This window comes from Pedobacter terrae, from assembly GCF_036946585.1.
In the GTDB taxonomy this organism is placed as follows: domain Bacteria; phylum Bacteroidota; class Bacteroidia; order Sphingobacteriales; family Sphingobacteriaceae; genus Pedobacter; species Pedobacter terrae_C.
Map to the genome: position 1 here is coordinate 471,055 of NZ_JAQIIV010000003.1, position 22,815 is coordinate 493,869.

The 22,815-nt window shown below is 44.7% G+C and carries 12 protein-coding genes, 4 tRNA genes and 5 rRNA genes; 6 read left to right on the forward strand and 15 right to left on the reverse strand.

All coding sequences use genetic code 11. The features are described from left to right. Nucleotides 1–89 precede the first annotated feature (89 nt). From PGN18_RS06955 to PGN18_RS07010, 12 genes are all read right to left on the reverse strand, one after another. Nucleotides 90–2,965: ribosomal RNA gene (locus PGN18_RS06955) — 23S ribosomal RNA — on the reverse strand. Nucleotides 2,966–3,434: 469 nt separating this feature from the next. Beyond that, a tRNA-Ala gene (locus tag PGN18_RS06960) sits at nt 3,435–3,511 on the reverse strand. An 81-nt stretch (nt 3,512–3,592) separates the two neighbouring features. After that, nucleotides 3,593–3,667, reverse strand: a tRNA-Ile gene (locus PGN18_RS06965). Between the two features lie 254 nt (nt 3,668–3,921). Next, nucleotides 3,922–5,443 (reverse strand): 16S ribosomal RNA (locus PGN18_RS06970). Together the 16S and 23S rRNA genes with 2 tRNA genes alongside form the textbook arrangement of a ribosomal RNA operon. Nucleotides 5,444–5,657: 214 nt before the next feature. Then, the gene (locus PGN18_RS06975) at nt 5,658–5,801 is read right to left on the reverse strand and encodes a hypothetical protein (protein ID WP_335318697.1); all 144 of its coding nucleotides are present in this window, start codon (nt 5,799–5,801) and stop codon (nt 5,658–5,660) included. Nucleotides 5,802–6,598: 797 nt separating this feature from the next. After that, on the reverse strand, nt 6,599–7,465 hold the full coding sequence (locus tag PGN18_RS06980; protein WP_335318698.1) for a DUF808 domain-containing protein: 867 nt from the start codon (nt 7,463–7,465) through the stop codon (nt 6,599–6,601). Nucleotides 7,466–8,488: 1,023 nt separating this feature from the next. Continuing rightward, nucleotides 8,489–8,600: ribosomal RNA gene (gene rrf / locus PGN18_RS06985) — 5S ribosomal RNA — on the reverse strand. Between the two features lie 139 nt (nt 8,601–8,739). Further along, a 23S ribosomal RNA gene (locus PGN18_RS06990) occupies nt 8,740–11,615 on the reverse strand. Between the two features lie 469 nt (nt 11,616–12,084). Next, a tRNA-Ala gene (locus PGN18_RS06995) sits at nt 12,085–12,161 on the reverse strand. 81 nt (nt 12,162–12,242) lie between these two features. After that, nucleotides 12,243–12,317, reverse strand: a tRNA-Ile gene (locus tag PGN18_RS07000). Between the two features lie 254 nt (nt 12,318–12,571). After that, a 16S ribosomal RNA gene (locus PGN18_RS07005) occupies nt 12,572–14,093 on the reverse strand. A 214-nt stretch (nt 14,094–14,307) separates the two neighbouring features. After that, complete coding sequence (locus tag PGN18_RS07010) at nt 14,308–14,451, reverse strand: hypothetical protein (protein WP_335318697.1); 144 nt, start codon at nt 14,449–14,451, stop codon at nt 14,308–14,310. 764 nt (nt 14,452–15,215) lie between these two features. Between PGN18_RS07010 and PGN18_RS07015 the strand changes: the two genes are divergently transcribed. Then, nucleotides 15,216–16,181, forward strand: a complete 966-nt coding sequence (locus tag PGN18_RS07015) for a lipid A deacylase LpxR family protein (RefSeq protein WP_335318700.1) — start codon at nt 15,216–15,218, stop codon at nt 16,179–16,181. After that, on the forward strand, nt 16,181–17,290 hold the full coding sequence (locus tag PGN18_RS07020) for an acyloxyacyl hydrolase (RefSeq protein WP_335318701.1): 1,110 nt from the start codon (nt 16,181–16,183) through the stop codon (nt 17,288–17,290). The genes PGN18_RS07015 and PGN18_RS07020 overlap by 1 nt, the downstream gene beginning before the upstream one ends. Here PGN18_RS07020 and PGN18_RS07025 read toward each other — a convergent pair. The 3 genes from PGN18_RS07025 to PGN18_RS07035 are packed head-to-tail and all read right to left on the reverse strand — an operon-like array spanning nt 17,287 to nt 19,739. Then, nucleotides 17,287–17,646, reverse strand: a complete 360-nt coding sequence (locus PGN18_RS07025) for a CoA-binding protein (RefSeq protein WP_335318702.1) — start codon at nt 17,644–17,646, stop codon at nt 17,287–17,289. The genes PGN18_RS07020 and PGN18_RS07025 overlap by 4 nt on opposite strands. 50 nt (nt 17,647–17,696) lie before the next feature. Then, on the reverse strand, nt 17,697–18,164 hold the full coding sequence (locus PGN18_RS07030; protein ID WP_335318703.1) for a DinB family protein: 468 nt from the start codon (nt 18,162–18,164) through the stop codon (nt 17,697–17,699). Between the two features lie 33 nt (nt 18,165–18,197). Then, on the reverse strand, nt 18,198–19,739 hold the full coding sequence (locus tag PGN18_RS07035) for an NAD(P)/FAD-dependent oxidoreductase (RefSeq protein WP_335318704.1): 1,542 nt from the start codon (nt 19,737–19,739) through the stop codon (nt 18,198–18,200). Nucleotides 19,740–20,352: 613 nt separating this feature from the next. Between PGN18_RS07035 and PGN18_RS07040 the strand changes: the two genes are divergently transcribed. The 4 genes from PGN18_RS07040 (at nt 20,353) to PGN18_RS07055 (ending at nt 22,778) form a co-directional block, all read left to right on the forward strand. Next, entirely contained in the window at nt 20,353–20,934 is a 582-nt protein-coding gene (locus tag PGN18_RS07040) for a LemA family protein (RefSeq protein WP_090502080.1), read from the forward strand. Between the two features lie 85 nt (nt 20,935–21,019). After that, nucleotides 21,020–21,463, forward strand: coding sequence for a TPM domain-containing protein (locus tag PGN18_RS07045; protein WP_335318705.1), 444 nt, complete (start codon nt 21,020–21,022; stop codon nt 21,461–21,463). Nucleotides 21,464–21,466: 3 nt separating this feature from the next. Continuing rightward, on the forward strand, nt 21,467–22,234 hold the full coding sequence (locus PGN18_RS07050) for a TPM domain-containing protein (RefSeq protein ID WP_335318706.1): 768 nt from the start codon (nt 21,467–21,469) through the stop codon (nt 22,232–22,234). Between the two features lie 154 nt (nt 22,235–22,388). Then, the gene (locus tag PGN18_RS07055) at nt 22,389–22,778 is read left to right on the forward strand and encodes a hypothetical protein (RefSeq protein WP_335318707.1); all 390 of its coding nucleotides are present in this window, start codon (nt 22,389–22,391) and stop codon (nt 22,776–22,778) included. The last annotated feature ends 37 nt before the right edge of the window (nt 22,779–22,815 follow it).

Consider the following 22,815-nt stretch of genomic DNA (forward strand, 5'->3'; position numbering starts at 1 on the left):
CCTTCAGCCTGTTCACCTTCGGCCTTCCGGCCTCAAATGACATATTATTGAAAGAAGTTATTGTGAAGAACAAACAACAGTTCTGTTAGCTTTGAAAGCTTCGGATGATTAGTACTACTCGACTGTGCTGTCGCCAGCTTTACATCTGTAGCCTATCAACGTAGTAGTCTGCTACGGTCCTATATGGAATTCTCATCTCGTGGCTAGTTTCGCACTTAGATGCTTTCAGCGCTTATCTATTCCCAGCGTAGCTACTCTGCAATGCCCCTGGCGGAACAACAGATTCACTAGAGGCTGGTCCAACCCGGTCCTCTCGTACTAAGGTCAGCCCCACTCAAAATTCCTACGCCCACAACAGATAGGGACCGAACTGTCTCGCGACGTTCTGAACCCAGCTCGCGTGCCACTTTAATCGGCGAACAGCCGAACCCTTGGGACCTTCTCCAGCCCCAGGATGTGACGAGCCGACATCGAGGTGCCAAACCTCCCCGTCGATATGAGCTCTTGGGGGAGATCAGCCTGTTATCCCCAGCGTACCTTTTATCCTTTGAGCGATGGCCCTTCCATGCAGAACCACCGGATCACTATATCCGTCTTTCGACCCTGATCGACCTGTATGTCTCACAGTCAAGCAAGCTTATGCTATTGCACTCCGCGTACGGTTACCAAGCGTACTGAGCTTACCTTTGAAAGCCTCCGTTACCTTTTTGGAGGCGACCACCCCAGTCAAACTACCCATCAAACAATGTCTCCCAAATTTTGGGATTAGACACCGAATACAGAAAGGGTGGTATTTCAACGTTGGCTCCACGATGCCTGGCGACACCGCTTCAAAGCCTCCCACCTATCCTACACATCCTGTACCCAATGTCAATGTTAAATTGTAGTGAAGGTGCATGGGGTCTTTCCGTCCCGTTGCGGGTACCCGGCGTCTTCACCGGGACCACAATTTCACCGAGCTCATGGCTGAGACAGCGCCCAGATCGTTACACCATTCGTGCAGGTCGGAACTTACCCGACAAGGAATTTCGCTACCTTAGGACCGTTATAGTTACGGCCGCCGTTTACTGGGGCTTCGATTCAATGCTTCTCTTGCGATGACATCCCCTCTTAACCTTCCAGCACCGGGCAGGTGTCAGGCCTTATACCTCATCTTTCGATTTTGCAAAGCCATGTGTTTTTGTTAAACAGTCGCCTGGGCCTTTTCACTGCGGCTGACATTGCTGACAGCGCCCCTTCTCCCGAAGTTACAGGGCCATTTTGCCGAGTTCCTTAGCCATGATTCACTCGAGCACCTTAGAATCCTCTTCCCGGATACCTGTGTCGGTTTGCGGTACGGGTTTTTATAACCTGGAGCTTAGCGGTTTTTCTTGGAAGTCTGATTACCTGCACTATCCAATCGCCCGAAGGTCCTTGGTACTATCAGCTCTCAGCATCGATCACGGATTTGCCTATGTTCGATATACCTACAGCCTTCAACGATCTATTCCGTCAGATCGCGGCAGTGTCACTACTCCGTCCCCACATCGCAGTTATAAAAAGTACGGTAATATTAAACCGTTGTCCATCGAATTTCCCCTTCGGGTTCTCCTTAGGTCCCGACTGACCCTGATCCGATTAGCGTTGATCAGGAAACCTTATCCTTTCGGTGGGCGGGTTTCTCGCCCGCCTTATCGTTACTTATGCCTACATTTGCTTTTCTATACACTCCAGCACCCATTACCAGATACCTTCACCGCATATAGAATGCTCCCCTACCGATATATTTCAATCCCATAGCTTCGGTGTACAGTTTAATGCCCGTTTATTATCCATGCCCGATCGCTCGACTAGTGAGCTGTTACGCACTCTTTAAATGAATGGCTGCTTCCAAGCCAACATCCTAGCTGTCTGTGCAATCGGACCTCGTTAGTTCAACTTAACCGTAACTTGGGGACCTTAGCTGATGGTCTGGGTTCTTTCCCTCTCGGCGCGTGACCTTAGCACCCCGCGCCTCACTGCCGGCCATATTACATAGCATTCGGAGTTTGTCTGGATTTGGTAGGATTTGACTCCCCCGCACCCAATCAGTAGCTCTACCTCTATGTAACTCGATGCCGACGCTGTTCCTAAAAACATTTCGGGGAGTACGAGCTATTTCCCAGTTTGATTAGCCTTTCACCCCTACCCACAGATCATCCGGAAACTTTTCAACGTTTATCGGTTCGGTCCTCCAGTACGTGTTACCGCACCTTCAACCTGTCCATGGGTAGATCACAAGGTTTCGCGTCTACCTCCTCTGACTATACGCCCTGTTCAGACTCGCTTTCGCTTCGGATCCGTGCCTGAAGCACTTAACCTTGCCAGAGAAGAGTAACTCGTAGGCTCATTATGCAAAAGGCACGCCGTCACTGGACCTGCCAGCTCCGACCGCTTGTAAGTACACGGTTTCAGGTTCTATTTCACTCCCCTGTTCGGGGTTCTTTTCACCTTTCCCTCACGGTACTGGTTCACTATCGGTCTCTCAGGAGTATTTAGCCTTACCGGATGGTGCCGGCTGGTTCCCACAAGGCGTCTCCGACCTCGCGGTACTCAGGATACTGCTAGGCTAGCATTCTATACGTGTACTGGGCTATCACCATGTACCGCCGGGCTTCCCATCCCGTTCCACTTCTGTCTGCTAATGCCACGTTGCAGTCCTACAACCCCCACTTTGCCGTAACAAGGTAGGTTTGGGCTCTTTCCCTTTCGCTCGCCACTACTTAGGAAATCATTGTTATTTTCTCTTCCTCTGCTTACTTAGATGTTTCAGTTCGGCAGGTTTGCTCATTATATGTGACATGTCTTCAACATGCCGGGTTGCCCCATTCGGAAATCTCCGGATCTAGTTCCTATTTGCAGATCCCCGGAGCTTATCGCAGCTTATCACGTCCTTCATCGCCTCTGAGAGCCAAGGCATCCCCCGTGTACTCTTTCTTACTTTCTTCTACTCATGCGCCTTTTGCGCCGCATGGTATGCTTTTTTGCTCTTGTTATGATGTCTCATTACTTATCGGTTTCTTACGATCCCTTTAAGTGAGCACAAACAAAACAGTCGCCTATTGTTGTTTGCTCTTCTTTTTTAACTTCTTCCAATATGTCAAAGAACTTTATTAAGCTTTCAGCTCAAAGTCTAAAGCTTAAAGCTTTCTTTTCAGATGCCTTAACCTTTCAGCTTTTCGCTTTCAGCTTATTAGTAAAAAACTGCGGTCTCGAACCGTTTCATCTTTCGTATACAGTACCTGGTATCAGGTAGCTAAAACTTTAGAAGTGCCCCGTGGCGTTTCTTCTTTTCTCAATCTTTATGTCAATGTACATTACCGATCCCGGCAATTGTTTTTTTCTGTTGTGGTGTTTTCAGTTCTAAGCCCTGGGTCTAACCCTAAACCTTCTACCTTACAGCCCTCAACCTTTAATGGTGGAGAATAACGGAGTCGAACCGTTGACCTCCTGCGTGCAAGGCAGGCGCTCTAGCCAGCTGAGCTAATCCCCCAGATTTTAGTTTTGAGTCTCTAGTCTGGAGTTTCGAGCTTTAACTCCCATCTCCCAACTCTTTTCTCCAAACTTAAACGTGTAGTCCCGTCCAGATTTGAACTGGAGACCCCTACATTATCAGTGTAGTGCTCTAACCAGGCTGAGCTACGGGACTGTTTGATTTTAAGGTAAGCTTTAGTATGCAGTATATAGTATCTTACCGCTACTGCTTCCCTTTTTGGCTTACCCTTCATGTCTCCGTTAAGCTATACCCTTATAGTATGCCCACCGTTGTCTTCTGGGTGTTTCTTTTTGTTTATCTTTTTTTGGTATAAAGTATCGGGTATCAGGACCTTAAGCCTTCTACCTCTTTGCCTTCTACCTTATCGAAATATCATGTTGCGTGGCGAGTAGGTGTGTCTACTCCAGAAAGGAGGTATTCCAGCCGCACCTTCCGGTACGGCTACCTTGTTACGACTTAGCCCCAGTTACCGGTTTTACCCTAGGACGCTCCTTGCGGTTACATACTTTAGGTACCCCCAGCTTCCATGGCTTGACGGGCGGTGTGTACAAGGCCCGGGAACGTATTCACCGCGTCATTGCTGATACGCGATTACTAGCGAATCCAACTTCATGGGGTCGAGTTGCAGACCCCAATCCGAACTGTGAACGGCTTTGTGAGATTCGCATCATATTGCTATGTAGCTGCCCTCTGTACCGTCCATTGTAGCACGTGTGTAGCCCCGGACGTAAGGGCCATGATGACTTGACGTCGTCCCCTCCTTCCTCTCTGTTTGCACAGGCAGTCTGTTTAGAGTCCCCACCATAACATGCTGGCAACTAAACATAGGGGTTGCGCTCGTTGCGGGACTTAACCCAACACCTCACGGCACGAGCTGACGACAGCCATGCAGCACCTAGTTTCGTGTCCTTGCGGACTGATCTATCTCTAGATCATTCACTAACTTTCAAGCCCGGGTAAGGTTCCTCGCGTATCATCGAATTAAACCACATGCTCCTCCGCTTGTGCGGGCCCCCGTCAATTCCTTTGAGTTTCACCCTTGCGGGCGTACTCCCCAGGTGGAACACTTAACGCTTTCGCTTAGCCGCTGACTGTGTATCGCCAACAGCGAGTGTTCATCGTTTAGGGCGTGGACTACCAGGGTATCTAATCCTGTTTGATCCCCACGCTTTCGTGCCTCAGCGTCAATAAGACCATAGTAAGCTGCCTTCGCAATTGGTGTTCTGAGACATATCTATGCATTTCACCGCTACTTGTCTCATTCCGCCTACCTCTAGTCCATTCAAGCCCGTCAGTATCAAGGGCACTGCGATAGTTGAGCTACCGTCTTTCACCCCTGACTTAACAGGCCGCCTACGCACCCTTTAAACCCAATAAATCCGGATAACGCTTGGATCCTCCGTATTACCGCGGCTGCTGGCACGGAGTTAGCCGATCCTTATTCTTCCGGTACATTCAGCTCATTACACGTAATGAGGTTTATTCCCGGATAAAAGCAGTTTACAACCCATAGGGCAGTCTTCCTGCACGCGGCATGGCTGGTTCAGAGTTCCCTCCATTGACCAATATTCCTTACTGCTGCCTCCCGTAGGAGTCTGGTCCGTGTCTCAGTACCAGTGTGGGGGGCCATCCTCTCAGATCCCCTAGTCATCGTCGCCTTGGTGGGCCGTTACCCCGCCAACTAGCTAATGACACGCATGCCCATCTTTATCCCATAAATGTTTGATCATTGGATAATGCCATCCTGTGATTTTATGCGGTATTAATCCGGATTTCTCCGGGCTATCCCCCTGATAAAGGTAGGTTGCATACGCGTTACGCACCCGTGCGCCACTTTCTCTTCCAGCAAGCTGGAAAATATCGTTCGACTTGCATGTATTAGGCCTGCCGCTAGCGTTCATCCTGAGCCAGGATCAAACTCTCCATTGTAAAATGTGTTGTTCAATGCTGACCAGTTTTAACTATTGTTAAAAATAGTCTTCTTTTGTTATGTTGTCTGTCAGACAGACACCTTTAAAATAAAGCTACGTAATCATGTACTTTGACCGTACTCCATTACCTCGCTACGCTACATTGACATCTCTTTTAAGAACTTATCGATCATTGACCTCACGGCCGATCTTTATATATCTTCAGACTTCAGTTAGGCCAGGTCTTGTTCGTCCTGCCAGGTTTCCGCCTGTTTCAATCTTTTCTGTTTCTCTTTCCGGCATCCGCCGTTCCGATCTTTTGTTTCCCCTTCGTTTCCGTTGGGGTTGCAAAGGTAAGCATCTTTTTTGTAAATCACAAATAAAATAAATTTTATTTTTCAATCTTCTTTTTCCGCATCCCCTTTTTCAATATGCTGTTTTTCCAGCTTCCCGTTCCTCCCGAACCGGGCTGCAAAGGTAGCAATCTTTTCCTATCCCGCAATATTTATTTTAAAATAAATCTCGCTTTTCTAATCGCCCTTCCACCTTTTCAGTCTGTTGCCCTCTCCTCCGGAGCGGGATGCAAAAGTAGAAAAAATATATTCAACCGCAAAGGTTTTGAAGCGTTTAACGCGGAATTTGGCATAACTCAATGGTTTTCAACAGGAAAAAATACCTATAGGGTTAAAACTTTTTGGAAGATTACTTGTTTGGGACAGATTTATAAATCCTGCAGGGTATAAAAACTAATGGATATGGTGCAGTAAAAAGATCCTGAAACACCCGTCCGACTCGCCGGGCGGAAGTTCAGGATGACGGCAGCACCCAGGATTTTGCAACAAAATACAGGTTCGCCAGGCTTTCTCCGGCATCCAGCACCTTGAAACTCCGGAAGCCCGTGCCACCTAACCCCCTGCCTGCAGCAGCAGGCGATAGCAGCGGAAAACCCGGAGCGAGGAACGAGCCGAGGATTTGGAATGAATAGCGGGAACATCTTTATATAGAAGCACTCAACCTGCTTTGCTGAAAACGGAGATGAAGTTGGAAAACGATAAAACACCAATCAAAAATGCCACTTAAATTTATGGAAAAGGAAATATATGGCTTATAATGTAGGAATCAGTTTAAACCTACATCATTCCAAATTCATGCTGCAAAATGAACAGCTCGCCTTTTATCTTCTAATAATAGCCAAAAGTTTTTTAACTGCCATCACAACTAAAACAGAAGCTAGTCCAATGATTAACCCAAAAGCAAATTCTCTTAGTATGGATGGAAATGAAGGGAAAATATGATGTAAAAACTCAATATTGTGCGCAAAGATTCCCCCTGATACCAGTATTAATGCAATTGTACCCACAATGCTTAAAATTTTGATAATGACAGGTAGCGACTTAACCAGTATTTTGCCAATTGTTGAAAGAATACCTTTATCACCAGAAGCCTTCACCAAACGGTATCCAGCATCATCCATCCTAACAATAAGTGCAACAATTCCGTAAACACCAATTGTAGCCAATAATGCAATCACTGAAACTGTCAAAATTTGGATGGTAAGCGTTTCATCCAAAACACTGCCTAGTGCGATAATGACAATTTCTATGGATAAAATAAAATCTGTTACAATGGCTGATCTGATTTTGCTTTTTTCTGCTTCCTTATCATCCTGAATAACTTCTTTGGCTTCTACATGCGAGGGCTTTGCGCGATGAAAAAAATATTCAACCACCTTTTCTACCCCTTCATACGCCAGATACAATCCACCAAGAACCAGGATTATTTTGATTGCTACCGGAAAAAAGAAATTGAGCAATAGGGCAATGGGTACAATAATGAGTTTGTTTACCAATGAACCCTTTGTGATTGCCCATAATACTGGTAGTTCTCTAGAGGCAAGAAAACCAGTTGATTTTTCTGCGTTTACGGCCAGGTCATCACCTAAAATGCCAGCTGTTTTCTTAGCTGCCACCTTTGCCGTTACAGCTACGTCGTCCATTAAAGCACCTATATCATCTAAAATCGCAAAAAAACCAGAAGCCATATCTAAATTTATTAATGTTGCAAAATATTAATTCCTTTTTAGATTTAAATGATCTCACATTCAATCTTCACTTAGCTTAGTTAAAAGCAAATAATATTTACAGGCATTATAACATTAATAAATCAAAACTGTTCGAAAAAGAAATAAATAAATCTATTATCACTGAAATTGATAAAGTGTATCAGTTGGTATATTCTTTGCATTAAGGCAGTAAAATTATTTTTCAGAGCGCAGTTTTCTATGCGTTTAGGCCGGGTTCCGTCCTGCTGTTCGCTTTATCCTTTTGGGGAAACTTATCTGTTAAACAATTTTTCTTAACCAAAAGGGATGCCGCTGCCATCAGGGGCTATCAATCAGGTATGGAAGATGGAAATCATGTAAGATGGAAATGGAACATCTGCGCAGATCAGCGCTTTCTGTGGGAACAAACCCTTAAGACCATAATGATGGAAACCGTCCTATGCTCTTGGCTCTCTGCCCCTAGCTGATGTAAGATGGATGATGGAATGATCTGCGGAGATTAGTTTCATCTGCGGGAAGGCCCTAATTTGAATAACGAGTCATTTGATGATTTGGAGCGCAGTTTCCTGTGCTTGTCGGTAGCGTTCCGTCCTGCTGTGCGCTTTATCCTTTTGGAAACCCTGTTCCATAAACAATTTTTCCTAGCCAAAAGGGATACCGCTGCCATCAAGGCTATCAAGCAGGGATGGAAGATGGAAATCATGTAAGATGGATAATGGAACATCTGCGCAGATCAGCGCTTTCTGTGGGAACAAACCCTTAAGACCATAATGATGGAAACCTTCCTATGCTCCTGGCTCTCTGCCCGTAGCCCCTAGCTGATGTAAGATGGAAAATGGGTGATGGAATGGTTTCTGCGCAGTTTAGCATTTCTGCGGGAAAAGCATTTAAGCTGCCTTGAGTCCTTAACGTTGGGAAACTGCTCCATGCCCCATGCCCTCTGCTCTCTGCCATAAAACAAGAAAGCCCTTCAACATTTCTGCTGAAGGGCTTCTCTTTAAGATCTGGCACCGACCTACTCTCCCACGTGTTACCGCAGTACCATCGGCTCTGGTGGGCTTAACTTCTCTGTTCGGAATGGGAAGAGGTGGACACCACCGATATAGGCACCTGAATATTTTTATTTAAGGTTGAGGGAGGGAGGGTTTTAGGGTGGAGGTTTTACCTTCAGCCTGTTCACCTTCGGCCTTCCGGCCTCAAATGACATATTATTGAAAGAAGTTATTGTGAAGAACAAACAACAGTTCTGTTAGCTTTGAAAGCTTCGGATGATTAGTACTACTCGACTGTGCTGTCGCCAGCTTTACATCTGTAGCCTATCAACGTAGTAGTCTGCTACGGTCCTATATGGAATTCTCATCTTGTGGCTAGTTTCGCACTTAGATGCTTTCAGCGCTTATCTATTCCCAGCGTAGCTACTCTGCAATGCCCCTGGCGGAACAACAGATTCACTAGAGGCTGGTCCAACCCGGTCCTCTCGTACTAAGGTCAGCCCCACTCAAAATTCCTACGCCCACAACAGATAGGGACCGAACTGTCTCGCGACGTTCTGAACCCAGCTCGCGTGCCACTTTAATCGGCGAACAGCCGAACCCTTGGGACCTTCTCCAGCCCCAGGATGTGACGAGCCGACATCGAGGTGCCAAACCTCCCCGTCGATATGAGCTCTTGGGGGAGATCAGCCTGTTATCCCCAGCGTACCTTTTATCCTTTGAGCGATGGCCCTTCCATGCAGAACCACCGGATCACTATATCCGTCTTTCGACCCTGATCGACCTGTATGTCTCACAGTCAAGCAAGCTTATGCTATTGCACTCCGCGTACGGTTACCAAGCGTACTGAGCTTACCTTTGAAAGCCTCCGTTACCTTTTTGGAGGCGACCACCCCAGTCAAACTACCCATCAAACAATGTCTCCCAAATTTTGGGATTAGACACCGAATACAGAAAGGGTGGTATTTCAACGTTGGCTCCACGATGCCTGGCGACACCGCTTCAAAGCCTCCCACCTATCCTACACATCCTGTACCCAATGTCAATGTTAAATTGTAGTGAAGGTGCATGGGGTCTTTCCGTCCCGTTGCGGGTACCCGGCGTCTTCACCGGGACCACAATTTCACCGAGCTCATGGCTGAGACAGCGCCCAGATCGTTACACCATTCGTGCAGGTCGGAACTTACCCGACAAGGAATTTCGCTACCTTAGGACCGTTATAGTTACGGCCGCCGTTTACTGGGGCTTCGATTCAATGCTTCTCTTGCGATGACATCCCCTCTTAACCTTCCAGCACCGGGCAGGTGTCAGGCCTTATACCTCATCTTTCGATTTTGCAAAGCCATGTGTTTTTGTTAAACAGTCGCCTGGGCCTTTTCACTGCGGCTGACATTGCTGACAGCGCCCCTTCTCCCGAAGTTACAGGGCCATTTTGCCGAGTTCCTTAGCCATGATTCACTCGAGCACCTTAGAATCCTCTTCCCGGATACCTGTGTCGGTTTGCGGTACGGGTTTTTATAACCTGGAGCTTAGCGGTTTTTCTTGGAAGTCTGATTACCTGCACTATCCAATCGCCCGAAGGTCCTTGGTACTATCAGCTCTCAGCATCGATCACGGATTTGCCTATGTTCGATATACCTACAGCCTTCAACGATCTATTCCGTCAGATCGCGGCAGTGTCACTACTCCGTCCCCACATCGCAGTTATAAAAAGTACGGTAATATTAAACCGTTGTCCATCGAATTTCCCCTTCGGGTTCTCCTTAGGTCCCGACTGACCCTGATCCGATTAGCGTTGATCAGGAAACCTTATCCTTTCGGTGGGCGGGTTTCTCGCCCGCCTTATCGTTACTTATGCCTACATTTGCTTTTCTATACACTCCAGCACCCATTACCAGATACCTTCACCGCATATAGAATGCTCCCCTACCGATATATTTCAATCCCATAGCTTCGGTGTACAGTTTAATGCCCGTTTATTATCCATGCCCGATCGCTCGACTAGTGAGCTGTTACGCACTCTTTAAATGAATGGCTGCTTCCAAGCCAACATCCTAGCTGTCTGTGCAATCGGACCTCGTTAGTTCAACTTAACCGTAACTTGGGGACCTTAGCTGATGGTCTGGGTTCTTTCCCTCTCGGCGCGTGACCTTAGCACCCCGCGCCTCACTGCCGGCCATATTACATAGCATTCGGAGTTTGTCTGGATTTGGTAGGATTTGACTCCCCCGCACCCAATCAGTAGCTCTACCTCTATGTAACTCGATGCCGACGCTGTTCCTAAAAACATTTCGGGGAGTACGAGCTATTTCCCAGTTTGATTAGCCTTTCACCCCTACCCACAGATCATCCGGAAACTTTTCAACGTTTATCGGTTCGGTCCTCCAGTACGTGTTACCGCACCTTCAACCTGTCCATGGGTAGATCACAAGGTTTCGCGTCTACCTCCTCTGACTATACGCCCTGTTCAGACTCGCTTTCGCTTCGGATCCGTGCCTGAAGCACTTAACCTTGCCAGAGAAGAGTAACTCGTAGGCTCATTATGCAAAAGGCACGCCGTCACTGGACCTGCCAGCTCCGACCGCTTGTAAGTACACGGTTTCAGGTTCTATTTCACTCCCCTGTTCGGGGTTCTTTTCACCTTTCCCTCACGGTACTGGTTCACTATCGGTCTCTCAGGAGTATTTAGCCTTACCGGATGGTGCCGGCTGGTTCCCACAAGGCGTCTCCGACCTCGCGGTACTCAGGATACTGCTAGGCTAGCATTCTATACGTGTACTGGGCTATCACCATGTATCGCCGGGCTTCCCATCCCGTTCCACTTCTGTCTGCTAATGCCACGTTGCAGTCCTACAACCCCCACTTTGCCGTAACAAGGTAGGTTTGGGCTCTTTCCCTTTCGCTCGCCACTACTTAGGAAATCATTGTTATTTTCTCTTCCTCTGCTTACTTAGATGTTTCAGTTCGGCAGGTTTGCTCATTATATGTGACATGTCTTCAACATGCCGGGTTGCCCCATTCGGAAATCTCCGGATCTAGTTCCTATTTGCAGATCCCCGGAGCTTATCGCAGCTTATCACGTCCTTCATCGCCTCTGAGAGCCAAGGCATCCCCCGTGTACTCTTTCTTACTTTCTTCTACTCATGCGCCTTTTGCGCCGCATGGTATGCTTTTTTGCTCTTGTTATGATGTCTCATTACTTATCGGTTTCTTACGATCCCTTTAAGTGAGCACAAACAAAACAGTCGCCTATTGTTGTTTGCTCTTCTTTTTTAACTTCTTCCAATATGTCAAAGAACTTTATTAAGCTTTCAGCTCAAAGTCTAAAGCTTAAAGCTTTCTTTTCAGATGCCTTAACCTTTCAGCTTTTCGCTTTCAGCTTATTAGTAAAAAACTGCGGTCTCGAACCGTTTCATCTTTCGTATACAGTACCTGGTATCAGGTAGCTAAAACTTTAGAAGTGCCCCGTGGCGTTTCTTCTTTTCTCAATCTTTATGTCAATGTACATTACCGATCCCGGCAATTGTTTTTTTCTGTTGTGGTGTTTTCAGTTCTAAGCCCTGGGTCTAACCCTAAACCTTCTACCTTACAGCCCTCAACCTTTAATGGTGGAGAATAACGGAGTCGAACCGTTGACCTCCTGCGTGCAAGGCAGGCGCTCTAGCCAGCTGAGCTAATCCCCCAGATTTTAGTTTTGAGTCTCTAGTCTGGAGTTTCGAGCTTTAACTCCCATCTCCCAACTCTTTTCTCCAAACTTAAACGTGTAGTCCCGTCCAGATTTGAACTGGAGACCCCTACATTATCAGTGTAGTGCTCTAACCAGGCTGAGCTACGGGACTGTTTGATTTTAAGGTAAGCTTTAGTATGCAGTATATAGTATCTTACCGCTACTGCTTCCCTTTTTGGCTTACCCTTCATGTCTCCGTTAAGCTATACCCTTATAGTATGCCCACCGTTGTCTTCTGGGTGTTTCTTTTTGTTTATCTTTTTTTGGTATAAAGTATCGGGTATCAGGACCTTAAGCCTTCTACCTCTTTGCCTTCTACCTTATCGAAATATCATGTTGCGTGGCGAGTAGGTGTGTCTACTCCAGAAAGGAGGTATTCCAGCCGCACCTTCCGGTACGGCTACCTTGTTACGACTTAGCCCCAGTTACCGGTTTTACCCTAGGACGCTCCTTGCGGTTACATACTTTAGGTACCCCCAGCTTCCATGGCTTGACGGGCGGTGTGTACAAGGCCCGGGAACGTATTCACCGCGTCATTGCTGATACGCGATTACTAGCGAATCCAACTTCATGGGGTCGAGTTGCAGACCCCAATCCGAACTGTGAACGGCTTTGTGAGATTCGCATCATATTGCTATGTAGCTGCCCTCTGTACCGTCCATTGTAGCACGTGTGTAGCCCCGGACGTAAGGGCCATGATGACTTGACGTCGTCCCCTCCTTCCTCTCTGTTTGCACAGGCAGTCTGTTTAGAGTCCCCACCATAACATGCTGGCAACTAAACATAGGGGTTGCGCTCGTTGCGGGACTTAACCCAACACCTCACGGCACGAGCTGACGACAGCCATGCAGCACCTAGTTTCGTGTCCTTGCGGACTGATCTATCTCTAGATCATTCACTAACTTTCAAGCCCGGGTAAGGTTCCTCGCGTATCATCGAATTAAACCACATGCTCCTCCGCTTGTGCGGGCCCCCGTCAATTCCTTTGAGTTTCACCCTTGCGGGCGTACTCCCCAGGTGGAACACTTAACGCTTTCGCTTAGCCGCTGACTGTGTATCGCCAACAGCGAGTGTTCATCGTTTAGGGCGTGGACTACCAGGGTATCTAATCCTGTTTGATCCCCACGCTTTCGTGCCTCAGCGTCAATAAGACCATAGTAAGCTGCCTTCGCAATTGGTGTTCTGAGACATATCTATGCATTTCACCGCTACTTGTCTCATTCCGCCTACCTCTAGTCCATTCAAGCCCGTCAGTATCAAGGGCACTGCGATAGTTGAGCTACCGTCTTTCACCCCTGACTTAACAGGCCGCCTACGCACCCTTTAAACCCAATAAATCCGGATAACGCTTGGATCCTCCGTATTACCGCGGCTGCTGGCACGGAGTTAGCCGATCCTTATTCTTCCGGTACATTCAGCTCATTACACGTAATGAGGTTTATTCCCGGATAAAAGCAGTTTACAACCCATAGGGCAGTCTTCCTGCACGCGGCATGGCTGGTTCAGAGTTCCCTCCATTGACCAATATTCCTTACTGCTGCCTCCCGTAGGAGTCTGGTCCGTGTCTCAGTACCAGTGTGGGGGGCCATCCTCTCAGATCCCCTAGTCATCGTCGCCTTGGTGGGCCGTTACCCCGCCAACTAGCTAATGACACGCATGCCCATCTTTATCCCATAAATGTTTGATCATTGGATAATGCCATCCTGTGATTTTATGCGGTATTAATCCGGATTTCTCCGGGCTATCCCCCTGATAAAGGTAGGTTGCATACGCGTTACGCACCCGTGCGCCACTTTCTCTTCCAGCAAGCTGGAAAATATCGTTCGACTTGCATGTATTAGGCCTGCCGCTAGCGTTCATCCTGAGCCAGGATCAAACTCTCCATTGTAAAATGTGTTGTTCAATGCTGACCAGTTTTAACTATTGTTAAAAATAGTCTTCTTTTGTTATGTTGTCTGTCAGACAGACACCTTTAAAATAAAGCTACGTAATCATGTACTTTGACCGTACTCCATTACCTCGCTACGCTACATTGACATCTCTTTTAAGAACTTATCGATCATTGACCTCACGGCCGATCTTTATATATCTTCAGACTTCAGTTAGGCCAGGTCTTGTTCGTCCTGCCAGGTTTCCGCCTGTTTCAATCTTTTCTGTTTCTCTTTCCGGCATCCGCCGTTCCGATCTTTTGTTTCCCCTTCGTTTCCGTTGGGGTTGCAAAGGTAAGCATCTTTTTTGTAAATCACAAATAAAATAAATTTTATTTTTCAATCTTCTTTTTCCGCATCCCCTTTTTCAATATGCTGTTTTTCCAGCTTCCCGTTCCTCCCGAACCGGGCTGCAAAGGTAGCAATCTTTTCCTATCCCGCAATATTTATTTTAAAATAAATCTCGCTTTTCTAATCGCCCTTCCACCTTTTCAGTCTGTTGCCCTCTCCTCCGGAGCGGGATGCAAAAGTAGAAAAAATATATTCAACCGCAAAGGTTTTGAAGCGTTTAACGCGGAATTTGGCATAACTCAATGGTTTTCAACAGGAAAAAATACCTATAGGGTTAAAACTTTTTGGAAGATTACTTGTTTGGGACAGATTTATAAATCCTGCAGGGTATAAAAACTAATGGATATGGTGCAGTAAAAAGATCCTGAAACAAAGGCCGGGCGGAAGTTCAGGATGACGGCAGCACCCAGGATTTTGCAACAAAATACAGGTTCGCCAGGCTTTCTCCGGCATCCAGCACCTTGAAACTCCGGAAGCCCGTGCCACCTAACCCCCTGCCTGCAGCAGCAGGCGATAGCAGCGGAAAACCCGGAGCGAGGAACGAGCCGAGGATTTGGAATGAATAGCGGGAACATCTTTATATAGAAGCACTCAACCTGCTTTTCAAAAAAAAAGGGCAAATACTTTCTATTGTAGAATATGTTCGGCTATATAACGTACTCATACCTATCGTATCGATTTTTAAACAATAATTAATACTTTTACCGCTTAATAAATCATCCTCATTAACAATGAAAATTGCGCTTAAAACATACTTACCTTTGCTCTTTATCTTTATTGCAAAGTTTGGCCAAGCTCAGAACTACAAAAGTGAGCTCGTAGTTATTACAGAGAATGATGCCTACATTGATATCACCAGCGACAAATATTACACCAATGGTTTTTTTATTAAATACAGGCATGCTTTAAATGGTGAAAACCAGAAGACCGGCCGTAGTAAAGAGGTTATTGGTTTCGAATTGGGACAGAAAATATACAATCCTTATTATAGTTTTGCTCCGAACCCTGCCTTGCACGATCGTCCCTTTACTGCTTATCTATATGGTGAGGCTAATTACAGCAGATTTTACCAAAACAAACAGCTTTTAAAGGCTTCGGCACAGGTTGGCCTCACAGGTAAAGATGCCCTGGGCGAAGAATTCCAGAGAACTTACCATAAACTGGTTGGCCAAAATCAAATTGCAGGATGGGAATATGGATTAAATAGCGAACCCACGCTAAACCTAGGTATAGAATACAACAAAAGCCTATTAACAACTACTAACGAAATATTTGATGTCACCGGAACTGCTTCTGCGGCGGCGGGCAATGTAATAACCAAAGCCAATGTTGGCGCATTGCTCAGATTAGGAAGATTTAATGAAATGGATGGATCAGCTGCATTTAATAGTTTAGTAAGCAACAATAATAAAAATAAGGCTAAGCGAAAATATGAACTTTTTCTTTCGGTTGCTCCGCAATTACATGCAGTAGCCTACGATTCGAGCCTTCAGGGAGGCTTGTTGCTAAACGATAAAGGTCCAATTACTTTTAAGCCGAAGCCCATTGTTTTTACCACACAGGTTGGTCTAACCTTCGCCATTGCACGCTGGACAGCCAATTACACCGCTACTTTTACTTCAAACGAAGTTAAAAACAGTGCCACTGGCTACCGTTACGCCTATTATAGTCTTGCTTACCGTTTTAGTAAAAACTAATGAAAAAAAAGCTACTCTTATTTATTTTATTGATCACAGGTTGCTCATTTGCTAAGGCTCAAATTGCTCCGGAAAACCATTCTATCATCCTTAAACCCATCTTCGGCACTCACATCAATAACGATCAGGGACATTTGTTTCAAGATCAGATCACAGGTTTTGATGCAGCTTATTTTAAAGACATTAGCCAGAACACCGATAAATGGATTGGATTTAGTGGTGCTAAATCTTACGGAATCGGTTTCATTTTTAGGGATTTAAGCAAACTGAAAGGCACAAAAGATACTTCGTCCAATGCTTTTGGACAGGTATATGGCTTAGTGGCGCAGATGGATTTCCAGTTGTTTAAAATTGGAAAAGCAAAATTTAATTTTACACCTGGCGTAGGCCTGGGTTACACAAACAAGTATTACTATAATAATACCAAAAACAGATTTTTGGGAAGTCCGGTTAACGAAACCATTAAAGCAGATTTAGGAATGGAGTTACCAATAGGCAAATACACTGATTTATTAGCTGGTTTTGGCTTTCTACATGTCTCAAATGGAGGGGCGACTGTTCCCAATGGCGGATTAAATACCGGAAATATCTACATCGGGCTTAAACTCAACAATCCAAAAACATTGACAGCGGAGCGGAAAAGCACCTATACCACTCTACAGCGGAATTCGATTGAGCTTAGTGCCGGTTTGGGCGCGAGGGGGGTATTTGGTGATCGAAGTAAAAGCTTATACAAAAGTGGAATATATGCAGGTTACAATTTTTACCTGAATGATGTCACGTCGCTTAAGGCGGGTGCCGATGCAGTTTATTATTACACCACCTTCGATCCCAATAATTATGGCGATACATTCCAAAACTACGGTACTTCGTATGATAGATGGCGCACAGGCGTTAGTATTGGAGCTGATATTAATTTATGGAGGGTAACCGTTGCGGCTCAGATCGGAAAATACATCCACTATAATAGACTGATGGATAAAGCAACCTGGTACTGGACATTTGGACCAACCTTTAACATTACTCAACATCTGGGTTTACAGGCCAAAACCTATATGCACTTTGCCCAGGCTGATTACGTAAATTGGGGTGTAGTGTACAGGTTTTAATATTGTCCGGTACTAAGCAGTACCAAAGTGCAGGCTTCTATAGGTTCTATGCCGTGCAGATCCAATAATTTCTCCAATTCATAATTTTCGGTCCCAGGATTGAAAATAACCCGCTTTGGTTTTGTAGCCAGAATATAATCGTGGTATTGTGGCTGCAGAGCAGGACCTATATATAAGGTGATGGTATCAATATCCTGGTGGATTTCTTCAGGCTTTTCAATTTGAACACCTGCTACTTCCCCCTTCTTTATGCCAACATTAACAATTTTATGATTAAAACGTGTGAGCATATGCGCTGCTTTGTATGCATATCTGGATGGATCTGGCGATGCGCCAATAATTAGAGTCTTTTTCATAATAGGATTACAAAGATTAAGAGGTTATAACGATAGAGAAATTACACAGCTTAAAATTTAGATAACAAAGCAATCTGACCAGCGTGATAAGCATGGTGCTGCGCCAAACCACTTATAAGCTCTGCATTGGTTAACCCTGTGCCTAAAGCAGGATTACGCTCACTCTTCACCTCTTCGTTCCACTGACTGTCTTTTAAACTTTCGCAAAGTCGGATCAGCTCTTCGTTTGCAATCTTAAAATCAAAGATAATGCGTTCCCATGCCTGGGCTGTACGCTCTTCAGGTTCAGGCCAGTCACCCCTTTCAGGCTCAGCAGCCGATTTACCAATCAACCTGGAAGAAACTTCTTCTGTCCATGCGGTTAAATGCAAGGCAATTTCTGCAATAGAATGCGCGCCAGGAACAAAATGGCTAAATGCGCTTTCTGGATTAACATTATTCAGTGTTTGCATCACATGGTTACCATGCCACGCATCTCCGTTAAAAGCTTTTTTTATTTCGTTCGTGATATTAAACATACCAAAATAACAACTGGCATGCTATAAAGTTTGTTAAGAGGCGCTCAATATTGCATTTGCGCAGTTAATTCCATCGATTGCTGCCGATACGATCCCGCCGGCATAACCCGCTCCTTCTGCACAGGGATATAAACCTTTTACCTGAGGATGTTGATAGGTGTCTTTATCCCTTGGAATCCTGACAGGTGAGGAAGTCCTGCTTTCTACCCCTACTAAAATGGCTTCGTTAGTGTAATAACCTTTAATTTTTTTCCCAAATAAGGGTAATGCTGTGCGCAAACTATCTGATACAAAATTAGGCAAAATATTATCCAGCATAGAGCTTTTGGTGCCAGGAAGATAGGAGTTCTTTGGTAAATCGATCGATAATTTATTGTTTACAAAATCGATCATTCGCTGTGCAGGAGCTACGAGATTACCGCCACCGGCTTCAAAAGCCATTTTCTCAACCTCCGACTGGAAATGCAACATCCTAAGTGGATCATACCCCTGAACATCGTCTAAAGTTACCTGAACTACAGTTCCGGAATTGGCGAAAGGATTATTCCGTTTAGATGGCGACCAGCCGTTAACCACAATTTCATTTTCGCCAGTAGAACAAGGTGCAATGATGCCCCCCGGGCACATACAAAAAGAAAATACGCCACGTGAACCAACCTGTTCAACCAAACTGTAATAAGCCGGCGGTAAAAATTCAGAGCGGATATCGCAATGGTATTGGGCTGAATCAATAATTACCTGAGGATGCTCAATCCGCACACCTAAAGCAAATGGTTTTGCTTCAATTAAGATATTTTTACTGTTCAATAATTCGTACACATCTCTTGCAGAGTGACCAGTTGCCAGGATGATATCATCAGCCAATAATTTTTCTTCAAAATTTATCTCAATGCCTTTTACTTTTCCAAATTCGATCAAAATATCTGTCATCCTGCTATCAAACATCACTTCACCTCCCGCATTTAAGATTGTATCTTTTATCGAAGTGATGATATGGGGAAGTTTGTTGGTACCGATATGTGGACGGGCATCTATCGCGATATCCGCTTCTGCACCATGGTTTATAAAAACCTGTAACACTTTATTGATGTCGCCACGTTTATTAGAGCGTGTATATAGTTTACCGTCAGAATAGGTTCCGGCACCACCTTCGCCATAACAATAATTAGATTCCGTGTTAACCAAGCCCTGCTTATTGATAGCTGCAAGATCTCTCCGTCGCTGTTTAACATCTTTACCTCTTTCGATAATAATGGGCTTTAATCCATTTTCAATACATTGCAAAGCTGCAAATAAACCTGCCGGACCAGCGCCGATAATAATTACAGGCTTAGCATCGCTCACGTTTGGATAGTTGATCTGATAAACTTCGGGAACGGCTTCTTCATCTACAAAAACCCTCACCTGTAAACGGAAAATTACCTTTCTGGAACGGGCATCGATCGATCTTTTCAGAATTTCATAGCCTTTTATCCTTGTTCCGGCAAGTTTTAACCCTTCTGCAAGTTTCTGTTTTATAACTTCATACTGCTCAACCTGATCAGGGAGCAAAGTAATTTCGATGTCTTTTTGCATAACTAGTCAGGTTTTTATCCTGAACGGTTACAAAGATAATCATCTGGAAAGAATATTTGTTGGTTTCCAGAATACGCCCCGAAATTTATTTGCTGACGAATGCTTAATTTTTCTTTTTTTGAAAAGCCGTTTCAGCATTCTATAGGTCGGTTTCTTCCCGCTCTACCTTCTGACACGGTGAAGGCCGGGGGCATCCGTTCGATCCCTTAGGTTTAATTAGGTTGTTTTTCTGCTACTATGCCGGTTTTTTGTGCCACACTTCAAAGTTTTTAGCCCCGATCGGAGCGGGCATCCCGATTTTAAGCACCGGCTTGTGTTATACTTTGGTGTGCTTGCTTGTTTCACAGGTTTCTAGCTGGATAAAGCGGATGAGCGGGAACGAACATTAAAAAAAGCGAAAGACCCTGCGCTCCAAAACAAAAAACCAGCTTTGATATGCAACGGTTTATTATTCAATCGCCATAAGAATATCGCAAATTTCAACTTACTAAATTCCTGTGGCGCTTGTCAACCTGTCAGATAAATACCGAAAGTGTAACAAAGGCATGCAATTTGATATCTAATTTGTAAATTGAGGATAACTTAATTCTATTAAAACGACAAAACCATAAAAATGAAAAGATTAATATTTGGATTTTTAGCTGCAGTTATTGCAGTGAGCACTTTAAGTTCATGCGGATATAACAGCATGGTTAAACTGGATGAGAACGTTAAATCGAAATGGGGAACAGTACAAACCCAGTATCAAAGAAGAGCGGATTTAATTCCTAACTTGGTAGCTACGGTAAAAGGAGCGGCTAAATTTGAGCAAGGTACTTTAACGGCTGTAACTGAAGCACGTGCCAAAGCAACCCAGATGACGGTTAAAGCTGATGAACTGACTCCAGAAAACATCCAAAAATACCAGGCTGCTCAAGGACAGTTGAGTCAGGCTTTGGGTAAATTACTATCAATCACTGAAAATTATCCTGAATTAAGGGCCACACAACAATTTAGTGATTTATCGGCACAATTGGAAAGTACTGAAAACAGAATTACAGTTGCCCGTAAAGATTTTAATGATGCAGTGCAGGAATATAACGGTAAAATCAGGTCTTTCCCTACCAATTTAACGGCTGGCATGTTCGGCTTTAAACCTAAGGGATATTTTGAAGCCGATGCTTCTGCTAAAGATGCACCTAAAGTAGAATTTTAATATTCTTGATACAACATACGAGGGTAGTGAATGTTTATGAATTGAACATTTATTACCCTTTTTACTTCATATAAAAATTAAGTACATGTCGTTATTTTCAGATATTGAACAAGAAAAAATAGCAAATGCAATCTCTGATGCAGAAAGAGCAACTTCCGGAGAAATCAGAATTGCTATTGACAAGCATTGCGCAGGCGATCCCTACGAAAAAGCCACCGAATATTTTGCTAAATTGGATATGGATAAAACTGCAAAAAGAAATGGTGTGCTAATTTATCTGGCACATGCCGACCATAAATTTGCCATTATCGGTGATGTTGGCATCCACAATGTAGTACCTGATAACTTTTGGGAAACTACTAAAATTGCCATGACAGCACATTTTGCAAAAGGTAATTTGGCTGATGGCATTATTGCAGGTGTAGTATTGGCTGGAGAAAAATTAGCCTTGTTCTTCCCTCCGCAAAAAGGTGATATTAACGAATTGCCAAACGATATTGTTTTTATGGATAAGCTAAAAAACAAATAAGAGATGAAGAAAATATTCCTTTTATCATTATTCAGTTTATTATTTGCTTTTGCTTTCGCGCAGGATTTTCCGGAAAAGCCCAACACTTTAGTTAACGATTATGCAAATGTATTATCAGCAGATCAGAAACAGGCGCTCGAAAATAAACTGGTAACCTTTAACGATTCGTCTTCTACACAGATTGCAGTTGCTATTTTAAAATCCATAGGCGATTATGATATTAATGAATACGCAGTAGAGCTAGGCAGAAAATGGGGCGTAGGCCAAAGTGGTAAAAACAATGGTATTATGATTGCTGTGGCTGTTGGCGACCGAAAAATCTCTATTCAAACAGGCTACGGCCTTGAAGGTGCCTTACCCGATATTTATGCAAAGCGTATCATTGACAACGACATTAAACCCAACTTTAGAACTGGCAATTATTATGCAGGCCTGGACGAAGCTACTACATCCATTATAAAATATACCCGGGGCGAATATAAAAACGACAATCCGAAAGCTTCTTCTAAAAAAGGCGGTTCAGGTAGCATTGCCATCATTATTATCATTGTAATTGTGATTATCATCATCATGCGAAAAGGTGGTGGAGGCGGAAGCGAAGTTATTGGTGGACGTGGAGCATCTAATGCACTATTCTGGGCGATGTTGTTTGGAAGTGGCAGCGGTCGAAGCAGCGGTGGCTGGGGCAGTGGTTCTTCTGGTGGAGGAGGCGGATTCGGTGGTTTTGGCGGAGGAAGCTTCGGTGGAGGTGGTAGCAGCGGAAGCTGGTAGCAGTAGTCCATAGTCCATAGTCCATAGTCCATAGTCCATAGTCCATAGTCCATAGTCCATAGTCCATAGTCCATAGTCCATAAGTTGGAACTTTTTTACAGTTTGAAAGTTACACAACGTTACAACTTTGCAACAATTAAACATTACAACCCTAATGTACAGAAGAGATTTAATTACAGCTGAAATCCAGAAACTGGCCCAGGTTTTGGCTCGCATTATGGGGCTCAAATTAGAGGGTAGGTTAGCGGAGGCCAATCAACTTTTTGAAGAAACTTTAGCAGGCAGGTTTCAACTTTCAAAAGAAGTTCTTGAAAATGAAGATCTCTGTGTTTTTGAAAATTGGTTAATTGAAAGTAACCTTCCACCTGAAAAACTCGACTCGTTAAGCGAATTTTTATACTACGAGTTAGGTGTAAGCCAGGAGCGCAACCAGCATATTGCGCCAAAACTTAATTTAGTTTATCAATACTTGTCTGATGAACATAAGATTGTACATTTGGTAAACTTACACCGCCAGAAAACAATACAACAATACCTGCGCTAAGCGCTGAGCGCGTGGCGCCAAACAAAATAAACAACAT

What these genes read in the sequence shown, in the direction of transcription:
- PGN18_RS06980 (WP_335318698.1), bottom strand. Translation starts at nt 7,465, where the DNA reads ATGGCTTCTGGTTTTTTTGCGATTTTAGATGATATAGGTGCTTTAATG.
- PGN18_RS07015 (WP_335318700.1), top strand. Translation starts at nt 15,216, where the DNA reads ATGAAAATTGCGCTTAAAACATACTTACCTTTGCTCTTTATCTTTATT.
- PGN18_RS07020 (WP_335318701.1), top strand. Translation starts at nt 16,181, where the DNA reads ATGAAAAAAAAGCTACTCTTATTTATTTTATTGATCACAGGTTGCTCA.
- PGN18_RS07025 (WP_335318702.1), bottom strand. Translation starts at nt 17,646, where the DNA reads ATGAAAAAGACTCTAATTATTGGCGCATCGCCAGATCCATCCAGATAT.
- PGN18_RS07030 (WP_335318703.1), bottom strand. Translation starts at nt 18,164, where the DNA reads ATGTTTAATATCACGAACGAAATAAAAAAAGCTTTTAACGGAGATGCG.
- PGN18_RS07035 (WP_335318704.1), bottom strand. Translation starts at nt 19,739, where the DNA reads ATGCAAAAAGACATCGAAATTACTTTGCTCCCTGATCAGGTTGAGCAG.
- PGN18_RS07040 (WP_090502080.1), top strand. Translation starts at nt 20,353, where the DNA reads ATGAAAAGATTAATATTTGGATTTTTAGCTGCAGTTATTGCAGTGAGC.
- PGN18_RS07045 (WP_335318705.1), top strand. Translation starts at nt 21,020, where the DNA reads ATGTCGTTATTTTCAGATATTGAACAAGAAAAAATAGCAAATGCAATC.
- PGN18_RS07050 (WP_335318706.1), top strand. Translation starts at nt 21,467, where the DNA reads ATGAAGAAAATATTCCTTTTATCATTATTCAGTTTATTATTTGCTTTT.
- PGN18_RS07055 (WP_335318707.1), top strand. Translation starts at nt 22,389, where the DNA reads ATGTACAGAAGAGATTTAATTACAGCTGAAATCCAGAAACTGGCCCAG.